21 protein-coding genes are annotated in these 24,486 nt (G+C 67.3%); 8 read left to right on the forward strand and 13 right to left on the reverse strand.

The window, feature by feature from the left end; genetic code table 11:
- Window positions 1-154 precede the first annotated feature (154 nt).
- Window positions 155-829 (forward strand): HEAT repeat domain-containing protein, encoded by a 675-nt coding sequence (locus tag Poly30_RS20280; protein ID WP_145201523.1) that lies wholly within the window; start codon window positions 155-157, stop codon window positions 827-829.
- Between the two features lie 24 nt (window positions 830-853).
- Here Poly30_RS20280 and Poly30_RS20285 read toward each other — a convergent pair whose 3' ends face one another.
- A complete protein-coding gene (locus tag Poly30_RS20285; protein ID WP_145201526.1) occupies window positions 854-1,903 on the reverse strand; it encodes a hypothetical protein in 1,050 nt (349 codons plus the stop codon).
- Window positions 1,904-2,101: 198 nt separating this feature from the next.
- Between Poly30_RS20285 and Poly30_RS20290 the strand changes: the two genes are divergently transcribed.
- The 4 genes from Poly30_RS20290 to Poly30_RS20305 all read left to right on the forward strand — a co-directional run bounded on the left by Poly30_RS20290 (window position 2,102) and on the right by Poly30_RS20305 (window position 8,806).
- Entirely contained in the window at window positions 2,102-4,114 is a 2,013-nt protein-coding gene (locus Poly30_RS20290; RefSeq protein ID WP_145201529.1) for an NHL repeat-containing protein, read from the forward strand.
- Window positions 4,111-4,671, forward strand: coding sequence for a FixH family protein (locus tag Poly30_RS20295; protein WP_145201532.1), 561 nt, complete (start codon window positions 4,111-4,113; stop codon window positions 4,669-4,671). The genes Poly30_RS20290 and Poly30_RS20295 overlap by 4 nt, the downstream gene beginning before the upstream one ends.
- Window positions 4,668-6,077, forward strand: a complete 1,410-nt coding sequence (locus Poly30_RS20300; RefSeq protein WP_419190413.1) for a cytochrome-c peroxidase — start codon at window positions 4,668-4,670, stop codon at window positions 6,075-6,077. The genes Poly30_RS20295 and Poly30_RS20300 overlap by 4 nt, the downstream gene beginning before the upstream one ends.
- A 143-nt stretch (window positions 6,078-6,220) precedes the next feature.
- Window positions 6,221-8,806, forward strand: a complete 2,586-nt coding sequence (locus Poly30_RS20305) for a choice-of-anchor B family protein (protein WP_145201538.1) — start codon at window positions 6,221-6,223, stop codon at window positions 8,804-8,806.
- A gap of 137 nt (window positions 8,807-8,943) precedes the next feature.
- Here Poly30_RS20305 and Poly30_RS20310 read toward each other — a convergent pair whose 3' ends face one another.
- The 10 genes from Poly30_RS20310 to Poly30_RS20355 form a co-directional block, all read right to left on the reverse strand.
- Complete coding sequence (locus Poly30_RS20310; protein ID WP_419190414.1) at window positions 8,944-10,704, reverse strand: hypothetical protein; 1,761 nt, start codon at window positions 10,702-10,704, stop codon at window positions 8,944-8,946.
- A gap of 109 nt (window positions 10,705-10,813) precedes the next feature.
- The gene (locus tag Poly30_RS20315; protein ID WP_145201543.1) at window positions 10,814-11,623 is read right to left on the reverse strand and encodes a type II secretion system protein; all 810 of its coding nucleotides are present in this window, start codon (window positions 11,621-11,623) and stop codon (window positions 10,814-10,816) included.
- Complete coding sequence (locus Poly30_RS20320; RefSeq protein WP_419190415.1) at window positions 11,620-12,027, reverse strand: prepilin-type N-terminal cleavage/methylation domain-containing protein; 408 nt, start codon at window positions 12,025-12,027, stop codon at window positions 11,620-11,622. The genes Poly30_RS20315 and Poly30_RS20320 overlap by 4 nt, the downstream gene beginning before the upstream one ends.
- A 331-nt stretch (window positions 12,028-12,358) precedes the next feature.
- Entirely contained in the window at window positions 12,359-13,159 is an 801-nt protein-coding gene (larE, locus tag Poly30_RS20325) for an ATP-dependent sacrificial sulfur transferase LarE (protein ID WP_145201550.1), read from the reverse strand.
- Window positions 13,156-13,662, reverse strand: coding sequence for a gamma carbonic anhydrase family protein (locus Poly30_RS20330; RefSeq protein WP_145201553.1), 507 nt, complete (start codon window positions 13,660-13,662; stop codon window positions 13,156-13,158). The genes larE and Poly30_RS20330 overlap by 4 nt, the downstream gene beginning before the upstream one ends.
- Window positions 13,663-13,690: 28 nt before the next feature.
- On the reverse strand, window positions 13,691-14,545 hold the full coding sequence (locus Poly30_RS20335) for a CPBP family intramembrane glutamic endopeptidase (RefSeq protein ID WP_145201556.1): 855 nt from the start codon (window positions 14,543-14,545) through the stop codon (window positions 13,691-13,693).
- 7 nt (window positions 14,546-14,552) lie between these two features.
- On the reverse strand, window positions 14,553-15,371 hold the full coding sequence (locus tag Poly30_RS20340; RefSeq protein ID WP_145201559.1) for a thiazole synthase: 819 nt from the start codon (window positions 15,369-15,371) through the stop codon (window positions 14,553-14,555).
- A 31-nt stretch (window positions 15,372-15,402) separates the two neighbouring features.
- Window positions 15,403-15,603, reverse strand: coding sequence for a sulfur carrier protein ThiS (gene thiS / locus Poly30_RS20345; protein ID WP_145206300.1), 201 nt, complete (start codon window positions 15,601-15,603; stop codon window positions 15,403-15,405).
- 37 nt (window positions 15,604-15,640) lie between these two features.
- A complete protein-coding gene (locus tag Poly30_RS20350; protein WP_145201562.1) occupies window positions 15,641-16,819 on the reverse strand; it encodes a class I SAM-dependent rRNA methyltransferase in 1,179 nt (392 codons plus the stop codon).
- A gap of 182 nt (window positions 16,820-17,001) precedes the next feature.
- Window positions 17,002-17,574: a superoxide dismutase [Ni] gene (locus tag Poly30_RS20355; protein ID WP_145201565.1), complete on the reverse strand. Its 573-nt coding sequence runs from the start codon at window positions 17,572-17,574 to the stop codon at window positions 17,002-17,004.
- Between the two features lie 122 nt (window positions 17,575-17,696).
- Here Poly30_RS20355 and Poly30_RS20360 point away from each other — a divergent pair, with 122 nt between their 5' ends.
- The 3 genes from Poly30_RS20360 (at window position 17,697) to Poly30_RS20370 (ending at window position 22,082) form a co-directional block, all read left to right on the forward strand.
- A complete protein-coding gene (locus Poly30_RS20360; protein WP_145201568.1) occupies window positions 17,697-19,283 on the forward strand; it encodes a peptide chain release factor 3 in 1,587 nt (528 codons plus the stop codon).
- A gap of 111 nt (window positions 19,284-19,394) precedes the next feature.
- Entirely contained in the window at window positions 19,395-20,960 is a 1,566-nt protein-coding gene (locus tag Poly30_RS20365; RefSeq protein WP_145201571.1) for a PQQ-dependent sugar dehydrogenase, read from the forward strand.
- 195 nt (window positions 20,961-21,155) lie between these two features.
- Window positions 21,156-22,082, forward strand: coding sequence for a PRC-barrel domain-containing protein (locus Poly30_RS20370; protein ID WP_145201574.1), 927 nt, complete (start codon window positions 21,156-21,158; stop codon window positions 22,080-22,082).
- Window position 22,083: 1 nt separating this feature from the next.
- Here Poly30_RS20370 and Poly30_RS20375 read toward each other — a convergent pair whose 3' ends face one another.
- Window positions 22,084-22,722, reverse strand: coding sequence for a DNA-3-methyladenine glycosylase (locus Poly30_RS20375; protein WP_419190416.1), 639 nt, complete (start codon window positions 22,720-22,722; stop codon window positions 22,084-22,086).
- A gap of 49 nt (window positions 22,723-22,771) precedes the next feature.
- Window positions 22,772-24,385 carry a PQQ-dependent sugar dehydrogenase gene (locus tag Poly30_RS20380; RefSeq protein WP_145201580.1) on the reverse strand — a complete coding sequence of 538 codons (1,614 nt, stop codon included), beginning with the start codon at window positions 24,383-24,385 and terminating at the stop codon, window positions 22,772-22,774.
- Window positions 24,386-24,486 lie beyond the last annotated feature (101 nt).

A 24,486-nucleotide genomic window follows, 5' to 3' on the forward strand; every position in this document is an offset into this window, starting at 1 on the left:
TCGTCAGACATCGGCATGCTCCCGAACTCTCGTCCACGTGACAGTTCGGCGGTACCGCCAGGTGCGATACCGCCAGGGCAACGCGGGACACGACGGTCGTAATTCCGTCGATTTCTGTCCGCTGACCGAAGCCGGTGGGTATTCTATCGAATGGATGGAAGTCAGCACACGCCTCACCCTGACCCTCCTTATCGCTGCCGCCGCTTGCGGGGCAGTGCTGGTACTCCTGACCAAGGACGAGCTGGCAGATCCCTCGATCCCTGCGCCGCGCCCCGAGCGAGCCAGGGCCGCCGGCGACGAACAGTTCGCCGTCCCGGTGGTCAGTCCGCGCGTTTCGCCGTCTGTCGTCGCAGTTGACGCGGACCCCACCAAGGCCGTGAAGCCGACGCGTGCCGTGACGGAGCCACCGAAACAGAAGTTGACTCGCCTGGAAGAGACCCAGCTCTGGCGGACTGAATTCCTCGACCGGGGCACGCCGAGCGAGCGGAAGATCCACCTGCTGCGCCTGCTGCGCCATGGAGAGATGACCGACGGAAGCGATCCTCGCGACGCCGAGGTCATCGCCGAAGCCCTCTGGCTACTCGATCAGCCCATCGAGGGCGAACGTCGCGAGGACGTCATCGGCGGCCTGCGCGGCCTCTCGGAAGAATCCATCCTCCTCAAGGCGACGGATCTGCTGCGCAACGACTCCAACCCGGAGATCCGCGGCGACGCGGCGAAACTACTGGGCGAGATGGACAACGAACGCGCCATCGCTGCACTGAAGTGGTCGGCAGAGAATGATGCCGCCGAGCGCGTTCGTTCTGATTGCCTGGAAGCGCTTCGCTGATCCCGTCGCTGCCGTCGGAGTCCGCTACTTCCTCAGCGCCAGGTTCGCCTCGAACAAGCTGCGCATCAGTTCGGACTTCTGTTCGAACTGCTCGTCTTCCGGGCCGAGGCCCTGGACCTCGTCGTAGATCGAACTCACGCCGGGGTCGACGCGCTTGCCCGCTCGAATGCGGCGGAGCGCGTCCTCCGTTTCGCCCAGGAGGGCGGAGAGCTTCGTGATGCGGCGCTCGAGGGTTCCGATCTCGCGCTGGTGTTCTTCGAGTCGCGCCATCCGCGCCCGGCGGCGCGAGGTGCGGAGCTCGCCCAGGACGAGGTCCAGGACCTCGCGCTCCAGCAGGCGATCGTCGACGCCCGCGTGCTCGGCGAAGAGCTCGCGCATCATGTTGCCGAGCTTCGAGTCCTCCGCCTGATCGAGGTCGCCGTCCGAGAGCTGCTTCTCGCGGTCGGCCAGGACGCGGCGGCGGTCGTCGAGTTCACGGCGAAGTCGGTCGAGGGTCGAGGTCGCGCGCTCGTGCAGCGGCTTCTCTTCAACGAGATGAGGGAGCAGATCGGTGGGCTGGCTCCCCGTCACCTCGGCCTGCGTGAGACGGACGAACTGTTCCCGCGCGGTCGTCGACAGGGTGAGCGCCTCGTCCGTATCGCTCTCCAGCGTGCGCTCGATCAGCGCACGATTCACGGCCTTCTCCAGGAGCGCGCCGACGCGCGACATGCTGATGCTCCTGAGGTTCTGGACGCCTCGGTTCTTGAGTTCCTCGATCGTCGTAGGCCGCGCCCAGCGGCGGATCGTGTCGCCGAGGACCTCGCTCGTGCTGCGCTCCGCTTCGGCGGGCTTCGCGATCGCGACCGGCTTCGAGACGCCGATCGGGGTCACGTCCGCGTGGGGCTGCGCGGGCAGGGAAACGGCAGCGAGCGCGGCTGCGGATGCGCTGAGGCCAGCCTGGACGCGCTCGCGCGCCGCCCGCGCGGATCGGAAGGCTTCCGGGCCACGAACGGGACTGGAGAACGGCACGATGACCGGACCGGCCGGCTTCGTGGTCTCGAGGGCCTGCCCCGTGGTCTCGAGATGATCGTTCAACTGGTGCTGCTGGTTCATGTGCGCTCCCCCCGTGGGTGCCCGATCGTAGCTATCCCCATTCCAATCTCGATGGATGAAGTCATGGACAGAAGTCAATCCCGGGGCCAGCGCTGAACCAGCCGAACGGCCGCGTGGGTGCCTCAACTCTGACGTAAGCGGGGTTCGATTCCCCGGGGACGCCCGCGTAGACTCCTTCCGATGCTTTTTCCTTTCGTCCTGGCGCTTTGTGCCCCGTTCAGCGCGATTTCCGCGATCCAAGAGTCCCACCTGGGCGAGTACATCGGCACGGTCGACGCCCTCGCGCGCCCCGTGGCAGCGGCCTTCGGGCCCGCGGGTGACGAGGAGAACGCGCTCTGGGTCGCCGAGGCCGGAAGCGCTGCCAGTCCTGCGGGCCTGCGTGCCCTCAGCGGCATCGACGCGTCCTTCTCCGGCCAGAGCGCCGGCCGGACCATCGCCCGCGCGGGCGTCGGCGTCCTCACGAGGCCGACAGGAATCGCCGTCGACGGGAAGGGCAACGTGTACGCCACCGATGACGTCCAGCACGCCGTCTGGCGGTTCGCGCCGGACGGGACCTCCACTCGCCTCGCCGGAAGAGGCACCGGCGTTGGCGAGGTTCTGTTTCCAACCGATGTCGAGGTCTGGCCGCGGCACTCGGGTGCGCCGACCCATCTCTGCGTCGCGGACACCGGGAATCGGCGCGCTCAGCTCCTCGATCTGAAGTCCTCGGTCTGGACCGAGTTCCGGGCCGACGCGGCCCTGAACGAGCCGCTGGCCGTCGCGTTTCTTCCCTCGGCCGAGGCCGCTGCCGGCGAGGGCGAGGCCCCCGTCGGGCTGCTGGTCGCCGACGGCGCGCGCCACCAGATCGATCGCTTCCAGCTCGACGGCACCTACGTTTCCAGCTTCAGCGACTGGGGATTCTTCCCTTCGCTGATCGCGTCGCCAGGCGGCATCGAGTGTGCGGACGGTCTCATCTTCGTGGCCGATACCGAGAACCACCGCGTGCAGGCGTTCGATCAGGAGCGGCCCGGCGACACGAACGATGGGCTGCGCTACCGCTTCGGCGTCCACGCGATTCGGCCCGGCGAGGGCGATGGCTCCTTGCACTACCCGCGCGACATCGCGATCGACCGTGACGCTGTCGTCGTCGCGATCGTCGAGCCGCTCGACGACCGCATCCAGATCTTCGGGCGAGGTCCTGGCCCTGAGCCCAAGGCCGACCCGACCCGCGCCGGCCTCGGTGCCCCCAGCGCTCACCTCGGGGAGCTGATCTCGACGAGCGGCCAGTACCTCGCCACGCTGTCACCCGAGAGCCATCGCGTGCTGATCCATGACATGCGCGGCGATGGACCGGTGAAGATCTCCGAGGTCTTCGGCTACGGGGAGCGGCTCGGCATGGTTCGCACCCCCATCGGCGTGCACCTCGCGGACGAGGGGCGAAGGCTCCTCGTCACCGATCGCGGGAATCGCAGGCTCACGCGCGCTCGGCTGGACGTGAAGCCGAACGAGCCGCTCAGCCAGAACCCCGAACTGGAGATCGTGCTGGACGCGATCGACCTCGGCGCCCTCGGGGTCCTGCCCGGCGACGTCACGCTCGTCACGCCTCCGGGAGAGCAGGCGGCTCAGCCCTTGATCGCAGTGGTCGACATGGCCACCGACACGGTGGTGCTCCTCGATGATGACCTTCAGATCCTCCGCCGCATCGGCGCGTCCAAGGATGATCCGATCGTCGGGATCGTCGGCTTGACGGCCACGCCGACTGGCACGCTTCTCGTCCTCGATGGATTCGGCGGCGCCTCCCAGGCAGCTACGTCCTCCGACTCTCTGCAGCATGGCCGGGTGCTCGAGTTCGACCTCGATGGCAAGCGCCTCGGCAGCCTCGGTGAAGGACTCCTCGTCGCGCCCGCCGCTGCCGTGGCCCACGGGTCACGGGTGTGGGTCACCGACGCCGCGCGCGATCGGGTCGAGGTCTTCGACCGATCCGCCGCGACGGGCCTCTTCGAACACACGGGCGGCTTCGGCGAGACCGGGCTCGGCCGGTCCCAGTTCCACGAACCGCGCGGTCTCGGGATCACCTCAGGCGGCCGACTGATCGTTCTGGACCATGGCAACCACCGCGGCCAGATCTTTGGACTCGAAGGGAACTTCCTGGACGGCTTCGGCGGTCGACTCTATACGGCGCCGCTGCGGGCTGCCGGAGGCAAGACGAGATGAACCAGCTCTACCCGACTCCAGACGGCGTGACTCCGAGCGGCCCCACTCCGAGCGAAAGGGCCGCGACCCAGCGCCCCGCTAGCGCGGCGGGCGCGTTCGGGGCTCTCGTGCTGACCCTTGCCGCCTGCGGCGGATCGAACGACGCCAGCGTTGCACCCACCAGCACCCGGGCCGCCGCCGACCCCGCGACACCAGCCGCCTCGCCCGATGGCCCGACGATGACGGCCAGCTCCAGCCGCGAAACCTTCGACATCGCCATCACCCCGAAGGGTGGCCCCATCCCGCTGAACGAGCCGTTCCAGGTCGAGCTTCTGGTCACGGAGCACGCGACCGGCGAGCCGCTCACCGAGTTCGACGCGATCACGCTCGACGCGCGCATGCCTGCACACGACCACGGGATGACGCGGGACGTCGCGCTCGTCGCCGCGGGAGAGCCAGGGCGCTACACCGCCGAGGGACTGCTCTTCCACATGATCGGACACTGGGAATTCCACGTCGACGTCACCCGAGGGCCGCGCATCGAGCGCGCGCAGGCGAGCACCAAGCTCGAATTTTGAAAGGCACGAGCGCTCTTCTCCTCACGCTGTTCCTGGCGGCGGGGTGCTCGGATCCCAACGATTCGGGCGCCCGAAGTGACGCCAACGACGCTTCGGAAACGTTCTCCGACGCAGGCCAGGCGTCGCCGCTCGATGCGCTCGAGTTCGAGGTGACGGACGCGCTGCTCGGTCGCGTCAACGCGCTGTCTCCGCTGCCGCCGCCGCCCGTCGATCGGACGAACCGAGTCGCCGCGGATCCCGCCGCCGCCGCGCTGGGGCAGCGCCTCTTCTTCGACGAACGCTTCTCCGCGAACGGGGCGGTCTCCTGCGCGACCTGCCACGATCCGAAGACAGGCTTCACCGACGGGCGCCAGCTCGCCTTCGGGATCTCAGAAGGCAACCGCCACACGCCGACGCTCTGGAACGTCGCGTACCATCGCTGGCTGACGTGGGACGGGCGCGCGGATTCCCTCTGGATGCAGGCGCTCGACCCGATCGAGGACCCGCGCGAGATGGGGACGAACCGCGGACGGGTCGCGCTGGAAATCGCCGCCGACGAAGGCCTGCGCGCCGCCTACGAAGCTCTCTTCGGCGAGATCCCGGCCCTCGCGCTGGAGTGGGGCGACGAGGGGCAGCGCGCGCTCGGCGCGCGGCCGCGTCTGCGCATCGATGGCGCCGACGAGGAGGCCTGGCCGGAGACCGTCGCGCACTGGGAGGAGCTCCCGCCCGACGTACGAGACGCGATCGACCTGGTGTTCGTGAACGTCGGCAAGTGCCTCGCCGCCTACCAGGCGACGCTGGTGCGCGGGGACGCGCCGTTCGATCGTTTCGTGGAGGGACTCAACGAAGAGGACCCGGAGAAGCTCGCCGCGCTCAGCCCCGCCGCCCAGCGCGGGCTGGCGCTCTTCCTGGGAAAGGGCAACTGCACGCTCTGCCACAACGGCCCGAACTTCTCGGACGGCGAGTTCCACAACAACTCTCTTCCGACGCTGCACGGGGACGAGCCGATCGACCCGGGGCGGTACGCCGGGACCGCGGTGCTCAAGGCGAGCCCCTTCAACGCGGCGGGGCCCCACAGCGACGATCCCGGCGGGCCGAGGGGCCCGGAGATCCAGAGCCTGTCCGAGTCCTCCACGAGCTGGGGAGAATTCCGCACGCCCAGCCTGCGGAACCTGGCCGATCGGGCGCCGTTCATGCACCAGGGACAGATGCCGGATCTGGCCAGCGTGCTGGAGTTCTACTCCGAGCTCGAAGGGGCCTCGGGAAGAAATCATCACCAGGAACAGATTCTCGTCCCCCTGCGTCTCTCTGACAGCGAGAAGGTGGACCTCATGGCCTTCCTGGAGTCCCTGGAAGGCCAGGCGCTCCCGGTGAGCCGTACCCGCCGGCCTTCTGCGCAGTATCCGTCTCGATCTGGCACGCGCTGAGCGATCGCCAGCCCCTCTCTCTCTTCGTCACTCTCCCACTGGTCCGCCCAAAGCGGGCTACCTTTTCCCGGGGTCTTCCGCCACCGCTCTGGCCGTGGCAGGCTCCAGGAGCCCGGATCCCCCCTCTCCCTCTCCCATCGACCATGACCGCATCTCCAACTCACCGGTCGTCGGGCCGAACGGCTCTTCGCTACTCGCTAGCGCTGACCGGGCTCGGCCTGACCTTCGCCGCCTCCGCGGTGGCCCACGAAGACGATCCCAAGATCCTGGATCGCAAGCCTCCCGTCGCGGGCAGCGGCTTCCAGGCGGGCGTCCCCATGGGGGCCCTGCTTCCCGGTGGCGGCGCGAACACGGCGGCCTCGTCGGGCTTCCCGGCCTCGGGCGTTCAGCTCGAGTCATGGCTCACCCTTGGGGACCTCGGAAACGGCAATGACAACGGCAACGACTGCTGGGGCTACGTCTCCCCATCGGGCCGCGAGTACGCGCTCATGGGAACGACCAGTGCCACCGTGGTCGTCGAGATCACGAACCCGGGCGCTCCCGTCGTGATCCAGCGCATCCCTGGTCCCTCGAGCACCTGGCGGGACATCAAGACCTACCAGGACCGCGCCTACACGGTTTCCGAGGGCGGCAACGGTATCCAGGTGATCAACCTTTCGAACGTCGACAACGGTGTGGTCAGCCTCGAGACCACCATCACCGGCAACGGCACCGACGCTTCGCACAACGTCGCGATCGACGAGGACTCCGGCTTCCTCTACCGTTCGGGCGGCGGGTCGAACGGCCTGCGTATTTACAGCCTCGCGAACCCGGGCAACCCGGTGTTCGTCGGCCAGTGGAACACCCGCTACGTCCACGACGTTCAGGTCGTGACCTACACGACCGGCGCGTTCGCGGGTCGCGAGATCGCCTACTGCTGCGCCGGTCTCAACGGCGGATTCCAGGACACCGGACTCACCGTCGTCGACGTGACGAACAAGGCCAACCCGGTCGTGCTCTCGCAGATCGCGTACCCCTCGCGCGAGTACAGCCACCAGGGCTGGCTCTCCGAGGACCGCACGCGGTTCTACCTCGGCGATGAGCTGGACGAGGGCAACTCGGTCAGCCTGACCACGACGCACATCTTCGACGTCTCCGACCCGGCCAACGCCACGTACATCGGCCAGTTCGACAACGGCGACCCCGCGATCGGGCACAACATGTACTCGCATGACGGGAAGCTGTTCCAGGCGAACTACACGTCGGGTCTCCGCGTGTTCGACCTCGCGAACCTCGACAACCCGACGGAGATGGCGTACTTCGATACGGCTCCGACGAGCACCTCGGCCTCGTTCAACGGCCTCTGGAGCTGCTACCCGTATTTTCCGAGCGGCGTCGTCATCGGTAGCGATATCGAGAGCGGTCTGTTCGTCTGGACGGTCGAAGAGCCCGAGCTGGAAGTCCAGCTCGTCGCGGCGGCGCCCGAGCTCATCGACCCGAGCGGCGCGAGCGTGGACGTGACGATCACCGAGCTCCTGCCCGGCGCCCTCGACCCGTCGTCCCCGGTGCTCGTCTACGACATCGGTGCAGGCGCGACCTCGGTCGCCCTCGCCAGCAACGGCGGCACCAGCTACACCGCGAACTTTCCCGCGCTTCCCTGCGGAACCGCCGTCAACTGGTACATCCAGGCGGGCTCCATGAGCGGGCAAACGGCGACGGCTCCCGAGGGCGCACCGACGACCACGTTCGCGGGTCTCATCGGCGATCAGCTCATCGTGGCACGCAGCGACGACATGGAAACGACCGCAGGCTGGGTCGGCGGCGCCGCTGGCGACACGGCGACCACCGGTATCTGGACGCGCGGCAACCCGATCGGGACCGGCGCCCAGCCGGAAGACGACCACACGCCCTCCGGCACCAGCTGCTGGTTCACGGGGCAGGGCGGGGCAGGCGGCGGCCTCGGCGACAACGACGTCGACGGCGGCACGACCACGCTGCTCACGCCGGTGATCGACATGGCCAGCCTGGACGCGCCCATCGTGTCGTACTTCCGCTGGTACTCGAACGACCAGGGCGGCGCGCCGAACGCGGACGTCTTCCGGGTCGAGATCTCCAACAACGGTGGCTCCTCCTGGACCCTTGTGGAACAGGTCGGACCGTCCGGTGCTGGCACGTCCGGCGGCTGGATCGAGCACTCCTTCGAGGTCAGCTCGCTCGTGACTCCGACGTCGCAGATGCGCATGCGCTTCATCGCGTCGGACCTGGGAACGGGCTCGATCGTCGAGGCGGCCATCGATGACTTCAAGGTCACGGACATCGCCTGCGGCGACGGCATCGGCTCGCTCTACTGCGACGCCAACCAGAACTCCGCGGGCCGCGTCGGCCTGATCATCGGAAGCGGCTCGAACGTGGTCGCGAACAACAACCTGTCGCTGCTCGCGATCGATCTGCCCCCGAACGTGAACGGCTACTTCGTCGTGTCGCCGAACCAGGCGTTCGTCCAGAACCCGGCCGGAAGCCAGGGCAACCTGTGCGTCGGCTCCAGCACCGGTCGGTACATCAACCAGATCGGCAACTCGGGCCTCTTCGGTGAGATCCCGGTCGTGATCGATGCGACCTCGATCCCGCAGCCGACCGGAGCCATCGCGGTGGCGCCGGGCGACACGCTGAACTTCCAGCTGTGGCACCGCGACGCGAACCCGGGCGTGACGTCGAACTTCACGCGCGGCTACTCGGTGACGTTCCAGTAAACACGCCCCCCCCGGCGAGGCCGACACCCGTTCGGTTTCGCCCCACGGTTCAGAACAGAGCCCCTCGACCTGTTTTCCAGATCGAGGGGCTCTTCTCTAACTCCAAGGGCGAAACCGAACGCCTCCCGAGCCTCTTCCTACCAGCTCACCACGGCCTTGGCCGACACCGCCATCGGCGAGAAGGGGGGCAAGCCCTGGATCGAGTTGAACGACCGGTCGTACTCCCAGTTTCGCCGGGGTGCGGTGTAGCGGTCGGCGCCATAGCGCCAGTCGCCCGTCGCGTGCTCGCTGTCGTAGATGTTCACGAACGATCCCGAGATGTTGCAGGGGATGTTGCTCCAGTTCTCGTGGAAACGCGGGAGGTTCTCCAGGCCGCCGTTGTACCGGTCCTCCTCCGAACCGTAGCTCCCCGTGATCATCGCGAAGTTGTAGGTCGTCTCCGAAGCACCGGGCAGGCTGCCCGCCTGCTTGGAACCGTCCCAGCTGTTCGAGAGCAAGTTCACCGCGTCGCCGATCACCGCCGCCGCCTTCTTGTCGACCGTGTTGTAGTCGCCGTGCACGTAGACCGGGCTCTCGGAAGCGACCGTCAGGTTCGCCGCAAGCTCCGATCCGTTCGTCAGCATCACCCCGTGGGCTTCGGTGCCCTCCCCCATGTTCATGTGGGCCGCGTAGATGAGCCCGTTCGGCGGGAAGTACGAGGTGGCGTTCAGGATGCCCATGTCGATCTCCAGCACCCGGGTCCGCACTGCGTCGCCACCGGACTGGCGCGTGTCCGCGATGTCCGTCAGGGTCAGCGCCGGAGCGATGAGCGCCGTCACGTCGTGGCCGTCTGCGTCGGTGACGGTGATCGTCGTTCCGTCGACGAGGATCGAGAGCCCGGCGTTCTCGTGGAAGTAGCCCTTGGAACCGTCGGGTTCGAAGGCCGCGATGGAGCCGACGTTCGGCGTCACCGCTTCCTGCACGCCATGCTGGCCCGTCATGACCGTCTGGCCCGAGCCACCTGCGTAGCCAGCGGCCTCGCTCCAGTACTCGGCCGCGCCGAACTCGAAGGGCAGCCAGTCGCCGGCATCATTGAAGTCCCCGTCCCCGTCGGCGTCGAAGCCGTCACGGAACGCGCTGTCGTAGCCGCTGAGCGACGAAACAGGAAGCTGGCCCTGACTGAACATCCGGTTGAAGTCGGAGGGCTCGGCCGGGTCGAAAGGGTTCGCCACCCAGCGACGGATATCGACGTTGCCGCCCGCCGCCGAGCCGTCCTTCTTCGACCTGAAGATCCCTCCGACGGCACGGACATAGTTCGTGTCCATCGTGATGGTCGACCCGCCGCCCAGGAACATGTCCCGGTTGGAGTGAACGCGCCCGCTCAGCGTCATGTCCGGACCCGCGTGGATCTCCAGGTCCTGGTCGTAGAAGACGGCGAACTGAAACAGCGGCGTCCACTCGACGTTGACCATCTTGTGGGCCGACGCGACGACGCCATCGACCCGTGCGCGCGTCTGCAGCTCATAGGGCTGGACGATGCGCAAGATACCCGATGGATCCGTCAGGGTGGCCTCGTCGCCGATCGCGTCGACCCGGAAGTCGACGTCCACCCCGCCCAGTGTCCGGGTGCCCGCGCCGAGCGGCGAGTCCCAGTTCGCGAGCGCCGTCTGCACGTCCTTCTCGACCGTGCTCAGGGCACCTTCCGCAAGCAGCCTCGCCTTCGACTTGCCGCGCTTGATGTCCGCCTGCTTGTCGCTGACGCCGGCCATGGTGAACATCACGGACACCATGCTGGCGACCACGAACGTTCCAAAGACCGCGTACGCGAGCGCAATGCCCTCGCGACCGCTTCGCGGGCCGCCATGCAGCGACACACTGGATCCGTGGTACGGACCCGAAAATTGACTTCTGACCTTCATCGCTACTGTTGCTCCCCTCAGAGCTTCGAAATCGAAGCCCCGCATTGTTTGGCCTCGCGGCCTGCCTCACCACCACCCCGATCACCGGTCGCGCCACGACCAGCTGCGATCAGGAGTTCCGGGGCCGCACGATCACCTCGCGGCGGCTCCGGTAGATATGTCCTTCCTCGTCGGCGACGCGGAAGAAGAGTCGCACGCGGATCGAGCCCGTCGGGATCGTGAACCCCGCGCTCGCCGGCGTGTCGAACTGGATGCGCTCGACGCCGCGGGCGAGCACCTCGGTCCCCTCGGCTCCGTTGGAGACGAGCCGAACGAGCTCGTTCTCTCCGGTCGGGCCGACGCGAACCTTGTACGCCACGTCGCTGAAGTCCCAGACCAGACGCGACTCCGGATGCACCATGGCCTCGGCCGGATTCCAGGCCGCGATGTCCACCGGATCATCCGAGGGCGTGCCATCGCCGTTGCCGTCGAGTTCGGGCACTCCATCGCCGTCGGCATCGATCTCCGGTCGACCATCGCCATCGAGGTCGCTGGGCATGCACAGCACGATCGAGCGCATGATGCCGAAGTCCGCCTCCCCTGGCTGCGCCGCCATCGGCGCGGGGACATAGGCGTAGGCTTCGAAGCCATCCGCTGCCGCACCATTGTCGAAGACGTAGGGGTACTCGCGGCCGTTCAGCGTCTGCGCGCCCGACATCCGCAGGTCCCAGGCGATCCGGTCCATCGCCTTCTCGCTGGCGCGGATCATCCGCGCCTCCATGTTGCCCACGGAGGTCATCGTGCTGCTCGCCTCGCTGCTGAGGATCAGCATCTTCGCGAGGACGGCGATGACGGTCACGCTGATGACCATCTCCAGAAGGGTGAAGCCCCCGCGCTTGCCAGGGGCGAGCCGCCTGGACCCTTGAATCGAGCGCTTCATCGGGACTTCGCCGTGGTGAGAGTCTGCCGCTGGATGCGGCCGGAGCCGTCGAGCCACGTGGCCACGAGCTGGATCTCCAGGGGATCCGGGATCGGCTGGCCCGCGTCCCAGTTGACGTAGGTCGGGACCAGGTCTTCGTTGCGCAGGTGGAGTCCCTGGTAGCCTGGCACCGGCGCTCCCTCCGGATACACGATCGGCATGTTGTCGGCCGACTGGAGCAGAAGCTCCTCCATGCACATCTCGAGGTCGTTCACGGCCACCGTGACGTCCCGACTGAAGTCGATCATCTGGCCGCTCGTCACCTGGGTGCCGAACGCCGCCAGCGCGCCGATCAGAAGCACCACGATGGCGATCATGAGTTCCACGAGGGTGAAACCGGCACGCGCGATGCCTGCGCCCCCCACGGAACGGAGGCGGGACCGCCGAGTGCGCTCTCCGCACCCGGCGACCCGGCTCTCAGTTCCCTCATCGCTCCGAACGTCTCTTGCCATGCCCTACGCCCCCTCCCTGTCGGGGTACCCCTGCCGGTGACTGGCACCGCGGGGACTCGCGTCCTGCGACGGCGCATCGCGCCGTCGAACCAGCTTGCGCCGGGCCTCCCGTGAAGTTCCGCGGGGACGAGCGCCAACCCGGCCGCGGAGAGAGGCGGGCAACACTACCCCACTTTCGAGGCTTGTCAAAAAAGAGTGGGCGATCGAGCGTTCGGTCCGCCCGAAAGCTCCCGCAGTCGGACAGTTACGTAGCGCCGTAAACCGCGAGCTCGACGCTCTCGAAGCCGTGTTTCGCGAGGAGCGTCTCAATCAGCGCCAGCTCGGCGCGGGCGCGATTTTCCTCCGCCTGGCCCACCTCGAGACGCGCCTTGCGGCCATGGTGGCGGACGCGTAGCACGCGGTAACCGAGAGCCTTCAAGTCGGCCTCGGCCGCCTCCACGGTGCTGAGCCGCTCGGGCGTCACCTCGGTGCCCACGGGGATACGCGACGCGAGGCACGCCGACGCGGGCTTGTCGGCGACGGGCAGGCGCCGGTCCGAGGCGTAGCGCCGCACGTCCTCCTTCGTGAAGCCCGCGGCGCTCAACGGCGCGACGACCCCGTACTGCTTTGCCGCCCTGGCGCCGGGCCGGTCGTCGCTCCAGTCGTCGACGATCTCGCCGAAGGACAGAAACGGGAAACCCTCGGCCGCGGCAAAACTCTCCATCGCGCGGAAGAGCGCCGCCTTGCAGAAGAAGCAGCGGTTCCCGACGTTCGCGCGGTAGCGCTCGTCGTTTCCCTCGTCCGTTCGAACCTCGATGAGACGCGCGTCCATGGCCGCCGCGATCTCGCGGGCTTCAGCCAGCTCGGCCCGGGGCAGCGAAGGCGAATCCGCGATCACGCCCACGCCGTTCTCGCGCCCGAGCACCTCACGCGCCGCGTGCAGCAGAACGGTGGAGTCCACGCCGCCCGAGAACGCAACGGCCAGCCGCCCGAGCTCCCTCAGCCCCGCATGCAGTCGATCGACGCGCTCCCCGTGGGAGCTCGTGGGTGGAGAGAGGTCCGTCACAGGAGGTACTGCTGGACCTTCGCCACGTAGCCAGCGGCGCTCGCGCGAATCGCCTCCAGCTGCTTCTCGGAGACCTCGCGAACGATCTTGCCGGGGATGCCGACGACGAGCGACCGCGGTGGCACCACCATCCCCTCCTTGACGACCGCGCCCGCGCCGATGATCGAGCCTTCGCCGATGACCGAGCCGCCGAGCAGAATCGCTCCCATTCCGATGAGGCAGCGATCCCCCACGGTCGCACCGTGAAGCACGCAGCGGTGGCCGATCGTGACCTCCTCACCGATGACGTTCGGCACGTCGATGTCGGCGTGGATCATCGTGAGGTCCTGGACGTTCGTCCGCGCGCCGATCCGGATCGTCGCGTCATCCCCGCGCAGGACGCAGCCGAACCAGACGTTGGCCTCGGCCCCGAGTTCGATGTTTCCCGTGAGCATCGCGTTCGCCGCGGCGAAGGCGCCGCCCTCGAGAGCGCGGAAGAGTCCTTTCTGGGGGAAGTGCGTCATCGTGACCAGACCGAAGCTGGGGCCGGGGTTACTGAACCGGAAGTAGGGTGCTCAGCCAGAGCAGGAAGGTCGTTCCACCATTGTGCAGTCCGTGGACGAACCAGCAGGCGCCCAGGCTACGCGTACGCAGCTTGACCAGCGAGAGGATGATAGCCAGTCCGAAGATCGGCAGGGCGGCCTCCTTGCCGTGGAGCACCGCGAAGGCGCCTGAGGACACCAGCACGCCTGCGACCGTGCCGAAGGTGCCCGCGACGAGTTCGAGCAGAAAGCCGCGGAAGAGGATCTCCTCCATCAAGGGCACGATGACGGCGGCAAAGAGCAGGATGCCCCAGGGACCGTCGGCTAGCCCATCGCGGATCAGAACGGCCACATCTTGCTGGGCCCCTGGCTCGCCCAGCCAGGTCATGAGCGCCCCGGAGAGCAGAGCGAGACCGAAGAACATCGGAAGGCCCGCCAGGTAGCGAACCGTCGAGAAGCTCAGGCGATAGCCGGGCGTTCGCGCGCGGACCCCGAGCGCCTCCCACCCGTTCGGACGCATGCCCGCGGCGACGAGCACGTAGAGACAGGGAAGAACGAAACCGGCCGCCGTCAGCGCGAGCGCTTCGACCGACCCCAGGTCCTCCAGGCCACTCATGTCGGGGTGTTTCCAGTGCAGGTACGCGGCGATCGTGAGCTGCGCGATGAGGAACGCCAGGATCACGGCGGGCAGATCCAGCCAGAAGAAGGAGCGCGCGGGCTGGCGCTCTTTCCCGAGAAGGCGCGGCGCCACGAATCGTGCCACCGGGATCTGGACGAGGCCGATGACGAGGAGCAGGCCGCCGTAGCCCAGCTGCTGCTCCACCGAAAGCGGCGAGGGATCCGTGGCCTGGAGGAGGAGAGACACGGCCACCCTACTTCGGGGCCGGGCCCGCTTCCTCGATCAATCCTTCTTCGGGCGACGAAGCGTTGGCGTAGAGCTTCTTCGGAATCCGGCCCGCCAGGTACGCGTTGCGGCCCGCGCGGCAGGCGTCGCGCATCGCAGCCGCCATCCGCAGCGGCTCGCGCGCGCCCGCGATCGCCGTGTTGAGCAGCACGCCCTCGGCGCCCAGCTCCATGCACAGCGCGACGTCCGAAGCCGTCCCGACGCCCGCGTCCACGAGGACCGGCACGTCGACCAGCTCCATCATGATCCGGATCGCATTCGGGTTGAGAACGCCCTGGCCGGAGCCGATCGGCGACCCCGCCGGCATGACCGCCGCGGCACCGAGTTCGGCCAGCCGCACGCCCATGCGCGGATCGTCCGAGCAGTACACCATCACGGTGAAGCCCTCGTCGACGAGGGTCTTCGTCGCCTCCAGCGTCCCGATCGGATCGGGCAGCAGCGTCTTGGGATCGCCCAGGACCTCCAGCTTCACCAGTGGGGTGTCCAGGAGTTCCCGCGCGAGACGTGCGGTCCGCACCGCCGATTCGACGTCGAAGCAGCCGGCCGTGTTCGGCAGGATGTGGTAGCGGTCGCGGTCGATGTAGTCGAGCAGCGACTCACCCTTCGACGGGTCCATGTTCACCCGCCGGATCGCGACGGTCACCATGTCGGTGCCGGTGATCTCGAGCGCGGTGCGCGTCTCCTCGAAGGAGGCGTACTTGCCCGTTCCCACGAGCAGCCGCGATCGGAGCTCGAACTCGCCGATCTTCAGGACCTCGTCGTGCGTGTACTGGTCTTCGTTCGTCATGGTCGTTCTCCTTTTCCGATTCAGCTCCGATTCAGCCGCCGCCCACCATCGTGACGATCTCGACGCGGTCTCCCGCGCCGAGCGTCGTGTCGGAGTGCTTGGCGCGCGGGACGATGGACCTGTTCAGCTCCACCGCCACCTGCTGCGGTTTCAGGTCCCGGCTGGCGACGAGGTCCGCCACGGTCGAGCCGGCGGGCACCTCGGTCACCTCACCGTTCACGTGGACCTGGATGTGAGCCGTTTCGTTCAACGCGGGACGCTCCTTTGGATCAGCCGATGCGCAGGAAGGCGCACTTCAGATAGTCCGTCTCGGGCAGCGTCACCAGGTGCGGGTGATCCGGCGAGGCCTTCTTCATGTCCTCGAGCCAGACCTCGCGCCCGGCGCCGTGCGCCGCCTTGCCGATCATCCGGATGAACTCCTCGGCGCCCACGTTGTGGGAGCAAGAAGCGCTCACGATCGAGCCGAGCGGCACCGTGAGGTCGATCGCGCGGCGGTTGAGTTCCACGTAGCCGCGGGCGGCTCCCTCGATCTCCTTCTTCGAGCGCGCGAACGCGGGCGGATCGACGATCACGAGCTCGTAGCGCTCGCCGGCCTCGGCGCGGGCGCGCATGTCCTTCATGCAGTCGACCTTCTCCACGCGCACCTTGTCCGCGACGCCGTTGCGCTCGGCGTTCTTCATGATGCGCTCGCAGGCGGCCTTGTTCTGCTCGAGGCAAAGGACCTCCTCGGCCCCCGCCAGCGCCGCGTGCAGACCGAAGAGCCCGTCGTAGGCGAAGGCGTCGAGGACGCGGCCGCCCACGCCCAGCTTGGCCGCCTCGCGGCGGTTGAACGACTGGTCGAGGTAGTGCCCTGTCTTGTGGCCGCCCGTCACGTCGACCTCGTAGGAGAGCTGTCCGTCGCGCACGAGGATCGGGCCCGTGAGGGAGCCCTCGATGACCTCGACGCGGGGATCGAGGCCCTCCAGCTTCCGCACGGACGTGTCGGAGCGGTCGACGATGCAGTCGGGGGCGAAGGGCAGCACCTCCTTGAGGAGGCCCAGGAGGAAATCGCGCATCGTATCGGAGCCCTGGGCTCCGGACTGGACGACGAGCGTCTTCGCGTAGCGGTCGATGACGAGACCGGGGAAGCCGTCGGCATCGCCGCCGATCAGCCGGCAGGCACCTTCGGGGTCGAGCATGGCCAGCTTCTGGCGCCGGTCGACGGCGCTCTGCATGCGGGCGAGCCAGAACGCGCGGTTCGGCTGCTCGGTGCTGCGGGTGACCATGCGAACCGCGATCCGGCTCTTGGTGCTGTAAAGGCCCCAGCCCATCGGGCCGCCGCTCGGGTCGTTGACCGGGATGAGTTCACCCATGGTCCCTTCGACCTCGGCGAAGTCATCGCGATAGACCCACGGGTGTCCCTTGAGCAACCAGCGTCGCCCCTTTCCGGTGAGGGTGGCTTTTCCCATCGTGTTTTCCTCTTCTGCTTACCCGGACCGCCGATCGTGCGGGGCCCGATGACCTGACGCTGGAGAGGCCCGTCCTGGGCTCCCTCGCGCCGACTTAAACCCCTGCGTCGGAGCCTGGCCGGATCGGTTCCGGCTGGCTCCCACGCGGGGAACGAGGCGAAGAGAATAGCCTCGGTCGACCCCTACTTGTGGTCGTGATCGGCGTCTTTGTGATCCGCGCCGTGGATGTGCTCCAGATCGGCCTTGGAGAAGTAGGCGCCCTCGAGACCCTTCAGGCTGTCGCGGAGGCCCTGGACGTTGGCCAGATCGGTGGTTTGCTTGCACTTCATGGCGAAGGTCGTGAGGCGGTGCGCCATCACCAGCTGGGTCATGTAGGACCCGTTCTGGGCGGCGTACTCCTCGGAGCCCTGGGGGGCCGCCGGGGACTTGATGCGCTGGGCGAGCCAGTAGGCCGAGACCTGGTCCTGGATCTTCTGGGCGTGCTCGTCCTTGGTCGTGATCCAGCGCACGAGCTGGTTCCAGTTGGGCTTCTCGGCCGCGCTGAGCTCGGCGATCTGCTTCATGGCCTTCTCGATGGTGGCGGCGTCCTCCGTGATCATCTGCACGCGCAGGTGGTCGCCGTAGATCCCGCAGGGGACCTGGCAGTGGACCACTGCGGGGGAGGAAACGACTGCGGCGGCCCCGGCGGCCGTCGGAGCGGCAGCCTCGGGCGAGGGAACGAGGAGGGCGGCGGCGAGGGTGATTCCAATGAGCATGATGGTGGCGCTTCGGTGGGACGTGGGACGAGGAGGTGAGGGGAATAGTTTAGGACAGGGCGAGACGACCTGGGAGAGGTTCGCGCGTCAACCCTGCCCCCGATCCGGTAACGTACCGCCCCATGGACGGCCCCAGACTCAGATCGGAGATCGCTCGCAGGCGAACCTTTGCGATCATCTCACACCCCGACGCGGGTAAAACGACGCTCACCGAGAAGCTACTCCTCTATTCAGGAGTCCTCCAGAGCGCCGGCATGGTGAAGAACCGGAAAGGCAAGCTCGCGACCTCCGACTGGATGGGCATGGAGCAGGCGCGCGGGATCTCGATCACCTCGTCCGCCATGCAGTTCGCCTACAAGGACTGCATCATCAACGTGCTCGACACCCCGGGCCACGAGGACTTCAGCGAGGACACGTTCCGCACGCTGATCGCCGCGGACTCGGCGATCATGGTGCTCGATGCGGGCAAGGGCGTCGAGGCGCAGACGCGCAAGCTGTTCGACGTCTGTCGGCTGCGCGGCATCCCTATCCTGACGTTCATCAACAAGCTCGACCTCCCGGGCCGGGACCCGCTCGATCTGATGACCGAGCTGGAGGAGGCGCTCGGCATCCAGTCCTGTGCGATGAACTGGCCGGTGGGATCCGGCCGCAAGTTCCGCGGCGTGGTCGATCGCCGCGCGGGCGAGCTGCAGCTGTTCGAGAAGACGGCGGCCGGCGGCTCGAAGCGCTCCGAGATCGAGCGCATTCCGCTGGACTCTCCGAAATTCGATGAGCGTCTCGGCGCCGAGGACGCCGAGCAGGTCCGCAATGAGCTGGAACTCCTCGAGATCGCGGGGAACGAGTTCACGATGGAGCGTTTCCTCGCCGGGGAAGTCACCCCCACGTTCTTCGGCTCCGCGCTGACGAACTTCGGACTCGGCCCGTTCTTCGATGCGTTCGTGGAACTGGCGCCGTGCCCGTCGGGTCGAACGGTCACCCGCAAGGACGGCACGAAGGAGAAGCTGCCCGCGACCGAACCCTTCAGCGCGTTCGTCTTCAAGATCCAGGCGAACATGGACCGCCGCCACCGGGACTGCGTCTCGTTCATGCGAATCTGCTCGGGCAGCTACACGCCCGACATGCAGGTGCACCATGAACGACTCGGCAAGAAGGTGCGGCTCGCGCGGCCGCAGAGCATCGTGGCCCAGGAACGTCACACGATCGAGGAGGCCTTCGCGGGCGACGTCGTGGGCCTCGTCGGAAAGGACCTCTACCACATCGGCGACACGCTGTCGCTGGAAGGGGGCTTCGTGCACGAGGCGCTCCCGCTCTTCCAGCCCGAGCTGTTCGCGCGCATCGCGCCGAAGAACACCTCGGACCGCAAGCGCTTCGACAAGGGCATGAAGAACCTGATCACGGAGGGCGCGGTCCAGCAGGTCTGGGCGGATGTGGGCCCCAGGGATCCCATGATCGGCGCGGTCGGCAAGCTCCAGTTCGAGTCGCTGCAGTATCGACTGGAGGACGAGTACGGGGTGGAGACGCGCCTGACGCCGCTCCCCTACGAGTGCAGCGCGTGGCTCGCGGACAACGAGGAGACCTTCCGCGCGCCCGTGAACTCGCTCCTGGCCAAGGACAAGCGCGGCCGGCGGGTCGTGCTGTTCAAGAGCCAGCTGGACAAACGAATTGCGGCCCAGCAGAACCCGGAGCACAAGCTCCTGGACTACGCGTAGGGCTCTTGGACTGCGCGTAGGGCTGCGAGAGCGGCTTCCTTTCCGCATTGGCCTTACCGGGTCGGCGGAAATGAAACCCCCTTGAGGTACCGGGGATACGCTTGGAACACCATGTTCCACCGGCGCCACCCCAGTCTCACTTCGATCCTCGTCCTCCTTGCTGGTTCGACAGCCGCCGCCGCGCCCCAGCGACCCGAGCCCGTCCTCGTCGCTACCGCGCCCGGGAGGCCGACCTCGATCGCCTTCGCTCCCGGGGTGACCCATCAGTTCTACGCGACCGACAAGACCGGGCGGATCTGGGTGATGCGCGGTGGAAGCTACCTGCAGACGCCGTTCATGGACCTGCGCTCGCTGGTCAACGACACGGGAGAAGGCGGACTCCTCGGCATGGTGTTCGATCCGGACTTCGCCTCGAACGGGTACTTCTATCTCTCCTACAACGTGGGAGTCGGAACGGGAGCCTCGCTCATCGCCCGGTACTCCGTCGTCCCGGGCTCCGTCGACGTCGGAGACCCGATGTCCGCAGAGACCCTGTTCGGCCCCGTCCCGCAGACCACCGACCGGCACAAGGGCGGCGACCTCGCGTTCGGCCCCGACGGAACCCTCTACTTCTCGCTCGGAGACGGCGGCACCGCCGACGCCGCCCAGGATCTCGCCTCGCCGCTGGGCAAGCTCCACCGCATCGACCCCGACCTACCCTTCCCCCACGTCCCCGCCGACAATCCGTTCGTGGCGGTGAGCGGCGCGCTCCCCACGACCTGGGCCCTGGGGCTCAGGAATCCCTGGAGATTCGACGTGGATCCAGCGACCGGCGACGTCTTCGTCGGTGACGTCGGAGAGAGCACGTGGGAGGAGATCACGCGTCTTGCCCCGGGAGCCAACGGCGGCTGGCCGTGCATGGAAGGAGACGACTGCGCGTTCGGAACGTCCTGCGCCTGCAACGCAGGCGGACTGACGCTCCCCATCGCCCAGCTCGGACACTCCGCGCCCGACAGCGCGTGCGCGATCACGGGCGGCATCGTCTACCGCGGCTCGGCCATCCCGAGCCTCGCGGGCCAGTACCTCTTCACGGACTTCTGCTCGGGCAGCTTCTACGGCATCGAGAACCCCGGAGGCCCGCTTCCTCTGCGCCTCGACCTCTCGGCCGACGTCCAATCGGGCGGCCAGGCGCTGCGCTTCGTGGTCGACTTCGCCCGCGACGGAGACGGCGAGGTCCACTTCGTCGAGCACTACGGAGGCCGTGTCTGGAAACTCAGTCCCCGCAGCGGATTCGACGCCTATTGCACCGCGGAACCGAACTCCTCCGGCGCGGCCGCAAGCCTCGTCGCCAGTGGGTCCGCCTCGATCGCCGCTGCCGACCTGACCCTGGAGGTGACGCAGCTGCCAGCGCAGGCGCTCGGCTACTTCCTCATCGCAGGCCAGCGCGCCAGCGTCCCGGGATTCGGCGGCTCCGAGGGCGTGCTCTGCCTCGACCAGCCAATCGCGCGCTGGTCCTCGGTGGTCCTGTCATCAGGCTCCGGTGGCCAGGTGAGCCTCACCACCGACCTGACGAATCTTCCGCCCACCGTGCAGATCGCGCCGGGCCACACCTGGAACTTCCAGTACTGGACTCGGGACGCGAACCCGGCGCCGACCTCCAACACGTCGAGCGCTCTCTCCGTGACATTCCGTCCCTGAAGTTCGGGCGTGCGGGCCTCGCCTAAGCGGGAGCCAAGGCGACTTTAGGGCACGCATAGGCTCGATGCGGAGGCTCGATGTCATCGCAGGGCTCGTGCACCGGAATGCTTTCGGAGTCGGCTGCTGCGCCGCCCCATGGACGGCACCAAGACCGCCTCTGGGGACCACCTCCCGCACCCCCAACCAGGAGCACCGATGTCCCTGACGTCATCCATCGCCCTCACAAGTCTCTCGCTCGCTCTCTCCACCGCTGCTTCGGCCCAGTCGGGCATCGGGGAGACCGCGCTCGGTTCGACGAACTTTCTCACCGACGCGCAGCTGACTGCGATGGAGCTGTCGACCCGCATGGGCGAACAGCTCCGGCAGTACGCACCCATCGGCCAGATCGCGGACCTCATCGTCGATGGAACGACCGGCGAGATCACCTACCTCGTGATCGAGGAAGAGATCCCGCTCGCGGGCATGAATCCGCAGCGGATCATTCCCTGGGACAAGCTGATCTGGCGCAACGACCCCGACGGCGAAGGAAAGATCGTCGAGATCCTCATGACCGAGGAGGAGTTCCTGGGATTGCCCTCCTTCGTCGCAGCCGAGTCGGAGCTGCTCACCACGGCCCGACGCCAGCGCGAGGGCGACGTCGCCCCGCCCGTCAGTCATTCGAGCGACAAGAAAGAAGAGAAAGAGGAGCCGCACCCCATGTACCTGACGTCGTCGTTGACCGAGCTCGACGTCTTTCCGGCCGGAGGTGCCGCTCCGCTGAGCGCGATCGAGAGCGCCGTCTTCGACCTCGACGAAGGGCGCCTCGCCTTCTTCACGATGGACATCGCCGGAAAGAGCTATCTGGTCCCGCTGGAGACCCTCTCCTTCGATGAGGGCAAGAAGGCCGAGGACGCGACAGGACATGAGGAACTCGTCGCCTTCGTGCCGTTCGAAGAGTCCGAACTCGGGGACGGCCCCACCCTGGCCGACGAGGACCGCCGGAACGCGAGGAACCCGAAGTTCCGCGAGGAGTCGATCCGCTTCTTCGATCAGTGGAAGAAGGACGACGGTCAGAAGAAAGCGCGGGCGAAAGACAAGGGCGAAGGAGAGAGGAAGGGAGCGGAAAAGCCGGACGGCAAGTAGATCACGGCTGCTCCGCAGCGCGATCCCGCACGCTGACGTTCGGGTTCCCCTTCACGTAGTAGCGCAGGGGCTTCTTGGCCCACTCACCTGCGTAGTCGACGCCGATGCGCGGGCACACCACGATGTCCCGCGCTGGGAGCGCTCGAACGCGGAGGCGCTCGATGAATAGTTCTTCGCTCGTGACCAGGTCCAGCGCGTCCTGATCTCGGGTGACGGCGAACGCAGCACCGACCTTACCGGGGCCCGAGCACAGGTCGCGGTCACGCTTCGCGCGGGGCCGCCTGGCTCGCATCGTCTCCAGCCCCTCGGTCGGCTCGACCGCTCGAATGAGCACCGCCTGCGGCACCTCCACCTCGCCCACCACGACGTTGAGCAGGTGATGAATCCCGTAGTTGAGATAGATGTAAGCGGTGCCCCCATCCATGAACATCGTGCTCGTCCGTTCCGTTCGTCTCCACCCGAACGTATGGGCCGCCCGGTCTTCGTAGCCGAGATACGCCTCGGTCTCGACGATGATTCCCGCCACGCGCTGGCCGCCCTGTATTCGCACGAGCCGCTGCCCGAGCAGTCGCCGCGCCACTTGCTCGGGCCCGCGCCGGAACTCACTCCGGCCCAAGCGATCGATCGGCGATTCTTCCAAGTCCTGATTCAGATGGAGCGATTCCTGATACGGCGCTGACTCCACCGCTCTACGGAAGGAACAGAACCGACGCACCGTTGGATGCGTTGCTGGTCGGCAGCGGGTTGAGGTCCCGGTGCCAGTACTGAAAGTACCAGGTCTCCCCGGGCGCGATCGAGACCTGAGGCGGCAGATCGGTCAGGTCCGACAGGTAGCTCACGGTACCCGACCCGCTCGCCGCGCCGCCCGCGCTCCACCGGTAGATCGGCAGGTTCACGCAAAGCGTTCCCTGCGAGCCGTTGAAGTTCGGAAGACTGAGCGTGGACTGGGAGAGAATGAAGATGCCGGTGGCTGCCGGGGGCAGGTTGGTCACGTCGATCTGGAGCGCTCCTCTGGAGATCGACGGCGACCCCGAGAGCACGATGGACGCAGCAAGCCCCGTCGAGTTGGAGGCCGCCTGGCAATAGGTTCCGAAACCGCCGCGGGGTTCGAGCACCCAGACCTGTGCGCCGTAGTGGCTGCAGAAGTAGACGAGGCCGTCGTTCCCCACGGTGAAGTCGACGACATACCGGATCGGGCTTCCGCCTCCGGCGTTCAGGACGTCGCTGATCTCGACGACGCTCGCCGCGCCGGAAGGATCATCGATGCGATAGAACCGGCCGCTGCAGAAGTCGGTGAAGAGGTAGCTCCCTTCGAGGCTCGCGACGGGTCCTCCGCGAACCACCGTGCCGCCCATGATCGCGCAGGCGAAGTCAGGGCTCGTATGGCCGAGCACGGCGATCGGATCGATATCCGTCGTCCCGGTGCAAACGCAGCCCGGAAAGTTGCGGCAGTCGAAACCCTCGCGGCACGGCCAACCAGCGAAGCCGCCGACGTCGGTCGCCACGGAGATTCGCGTGATCTCCTCCGCGGTGCTCGCACCCACGTCGCCCACGAACACGTCTCCGGTCACCGGATCGACGTCGAGTCGAAAAGGATTCCGGAAGCCCGAGACCCAGATGTGCGGATCGTTCGTCGTCGAACCCGCGTAGGGGTTGTCCGCGGGAACGTGCGGATGAGGCGCACGGACGTCGAAGCGCAGGACCTTGCCGCGCGGGTCGGAGAGGTCCATGGCAGTCGGCAGGTTCAGGGCGCTCCCCGCGTCGCCGTCGCCGATCGCATGATAGAGCATGCCGTCCGGACCGAACTCCAGGTCGCCGCCCATGTGGCCCTCGGTCTGCTGTGGGATCGGCCCCTTGATGATGTGCTCACTCGCAGGATCCGCGATGTCCACCGAGCCCGGCATCATGGTGAAACGTGAGATGACCGTGGCGCTGAGCGCGGTCGTCGACACCATGTTGTAAGCGAGGTAGAAGTATCCGTTCATCTCGAACTCGGGATCGAAGACGAAGCCAATGAGTCCGCCCTCTCCCGTGTCATCCACGCTGGCTCGAATGTCGAGCACCGGCGTCCCCACGTAGTTGCCGTCACGGAAGCGCCAGACCCGCCCCTGCTTGTCGGAGAGGTAGAGCTGATCGTCGACACCCGGCGCGAATTCGATCGCCGTCGGCCGTCCAGCCGCGGTTCCGAGAAGAACCGGTTCGAAGTCCTGGGCCGAGGCGACAGCGGGAGCCAGTGCGAACGCGGGCGCTGCGAATCCAGCGAGTGCTAAAGCGATCGTGCAGAGGACGGGCGATGGATGCATGGCGGTCGAACGTTGGGGTCGGGAAAGCGCGGACCCCTAAAGTTATTCTGCTGGGGACCGTCGGGCCGACGAGATCCACCGGAGTCGGCTTTCGCGCCAGG

It is taken from the genome of Saltatorellus ferox, assembly GCA_007751475.1.
Taxonomy (GTDB): domain Bacteria; phylum Planctomycetota; class UBA1135; order UBA1135.

Bases quoted from the DNA above. Each gene is read 5' to 3' on its own strand.
- Poly30_RS20305 (WP_145201538.1), top strand. From the start codon at position 6,221: ATGACCGCATCTCCAACTCACCGGTCGTCGGGCCGAACGGCTCTTCGC.
- Poly30_RS20365 (WP_145201571.1), top strand. From the start codon at position 19,395: ATGTTCCACCGGCGCCACCCCAGTCTCACTTCGATCCTCGTCCTCCTT.
- Poly30_RS20315 (WP_145201543.1), bottom strand. From the start codon at position 11,623: ATGAAGCGCTCGATTCAAGGGTCCAGGCGGCTCGCCCCTGGCAAGCGC.
- Poly30_RS20280 (WP_145201523.1), top strand. From the start codon at position 155: ATGGAAGTCAGCACACGCCTCACCCTGACCCTCCTTATCGCTGCCGCC.
- Poly30_RS20350 (WP_145201562.1), bottom strand. From the start codon at position 16,819: ATGGGAAAAGCCACCCTCACCGGAAAGGGGCGACGCTGGTTGCTCAAG.
- Poly30_RS20340 (WP_145201559.1), bottom strand. From the start codon at position 15,371: ATGACGAACGAAGACCAGTACACGCACGACGAGGTCCTGAAGATCGGC.
- Poly30_RS20330 (WP_145201553.1), bottom strand. From the start codon at position 13,662: ATGACGCACTTCCCCCAGAAAGGACTCTTCCGCGCTCTCGAGGGCGGC.
- Poly30_RS20290 (WP_145201529.1), top strand. From the start codon at position 2,102: ATGCTTTTTCCTTTCGTCCTGGCGCTTTGTGCCCCGTTCAGCGCGATT.
- Poly30_RS20355 (WP_145201565.1), bottom strand. From the start codon at position 17,574: ATGCTCATTGGAATCACCCTCGCCGCCGCCCTCCTCGTTCCCTCGCCC.
- Poly30_RS20380 (WP_145201580.1), bottom strand. From the start codon at position 24,385: ATGCATCCATCGCCCGTCCTCTGCACGATCGCTTTAGCACTCGCTGGA.
- Poly30_RS20370 (WP_145201574.1), top strand. From the start codon at position 21,156: ATGTCCCTGACGTCATCCATCGCCCTCACAAGTCTCTCGCTCGCTCTC.
- Poly30_RS20310 (WP_419190414.1), bottom strand. From the start codon at position 10,704: ATGAAGGTCAGAAGTCAATTTTCGGGTCCGTACCACGGATCCAGTGTG.
- Poly30_RS20360 (WP_145201568.1), top strand. From the start codon at position 17,697: ATGGACGGCCCCAGACTCAGATCGGAGATCGCTCGCAGGCGAACCTTT.
- Poly30_RS20295 (WP_145201532.1), top strand. From the start codon at position 4,111: ATGAACCAGCTCTACCCGACTCCAGACGGCGTGACTCCGAGCGGCCCC.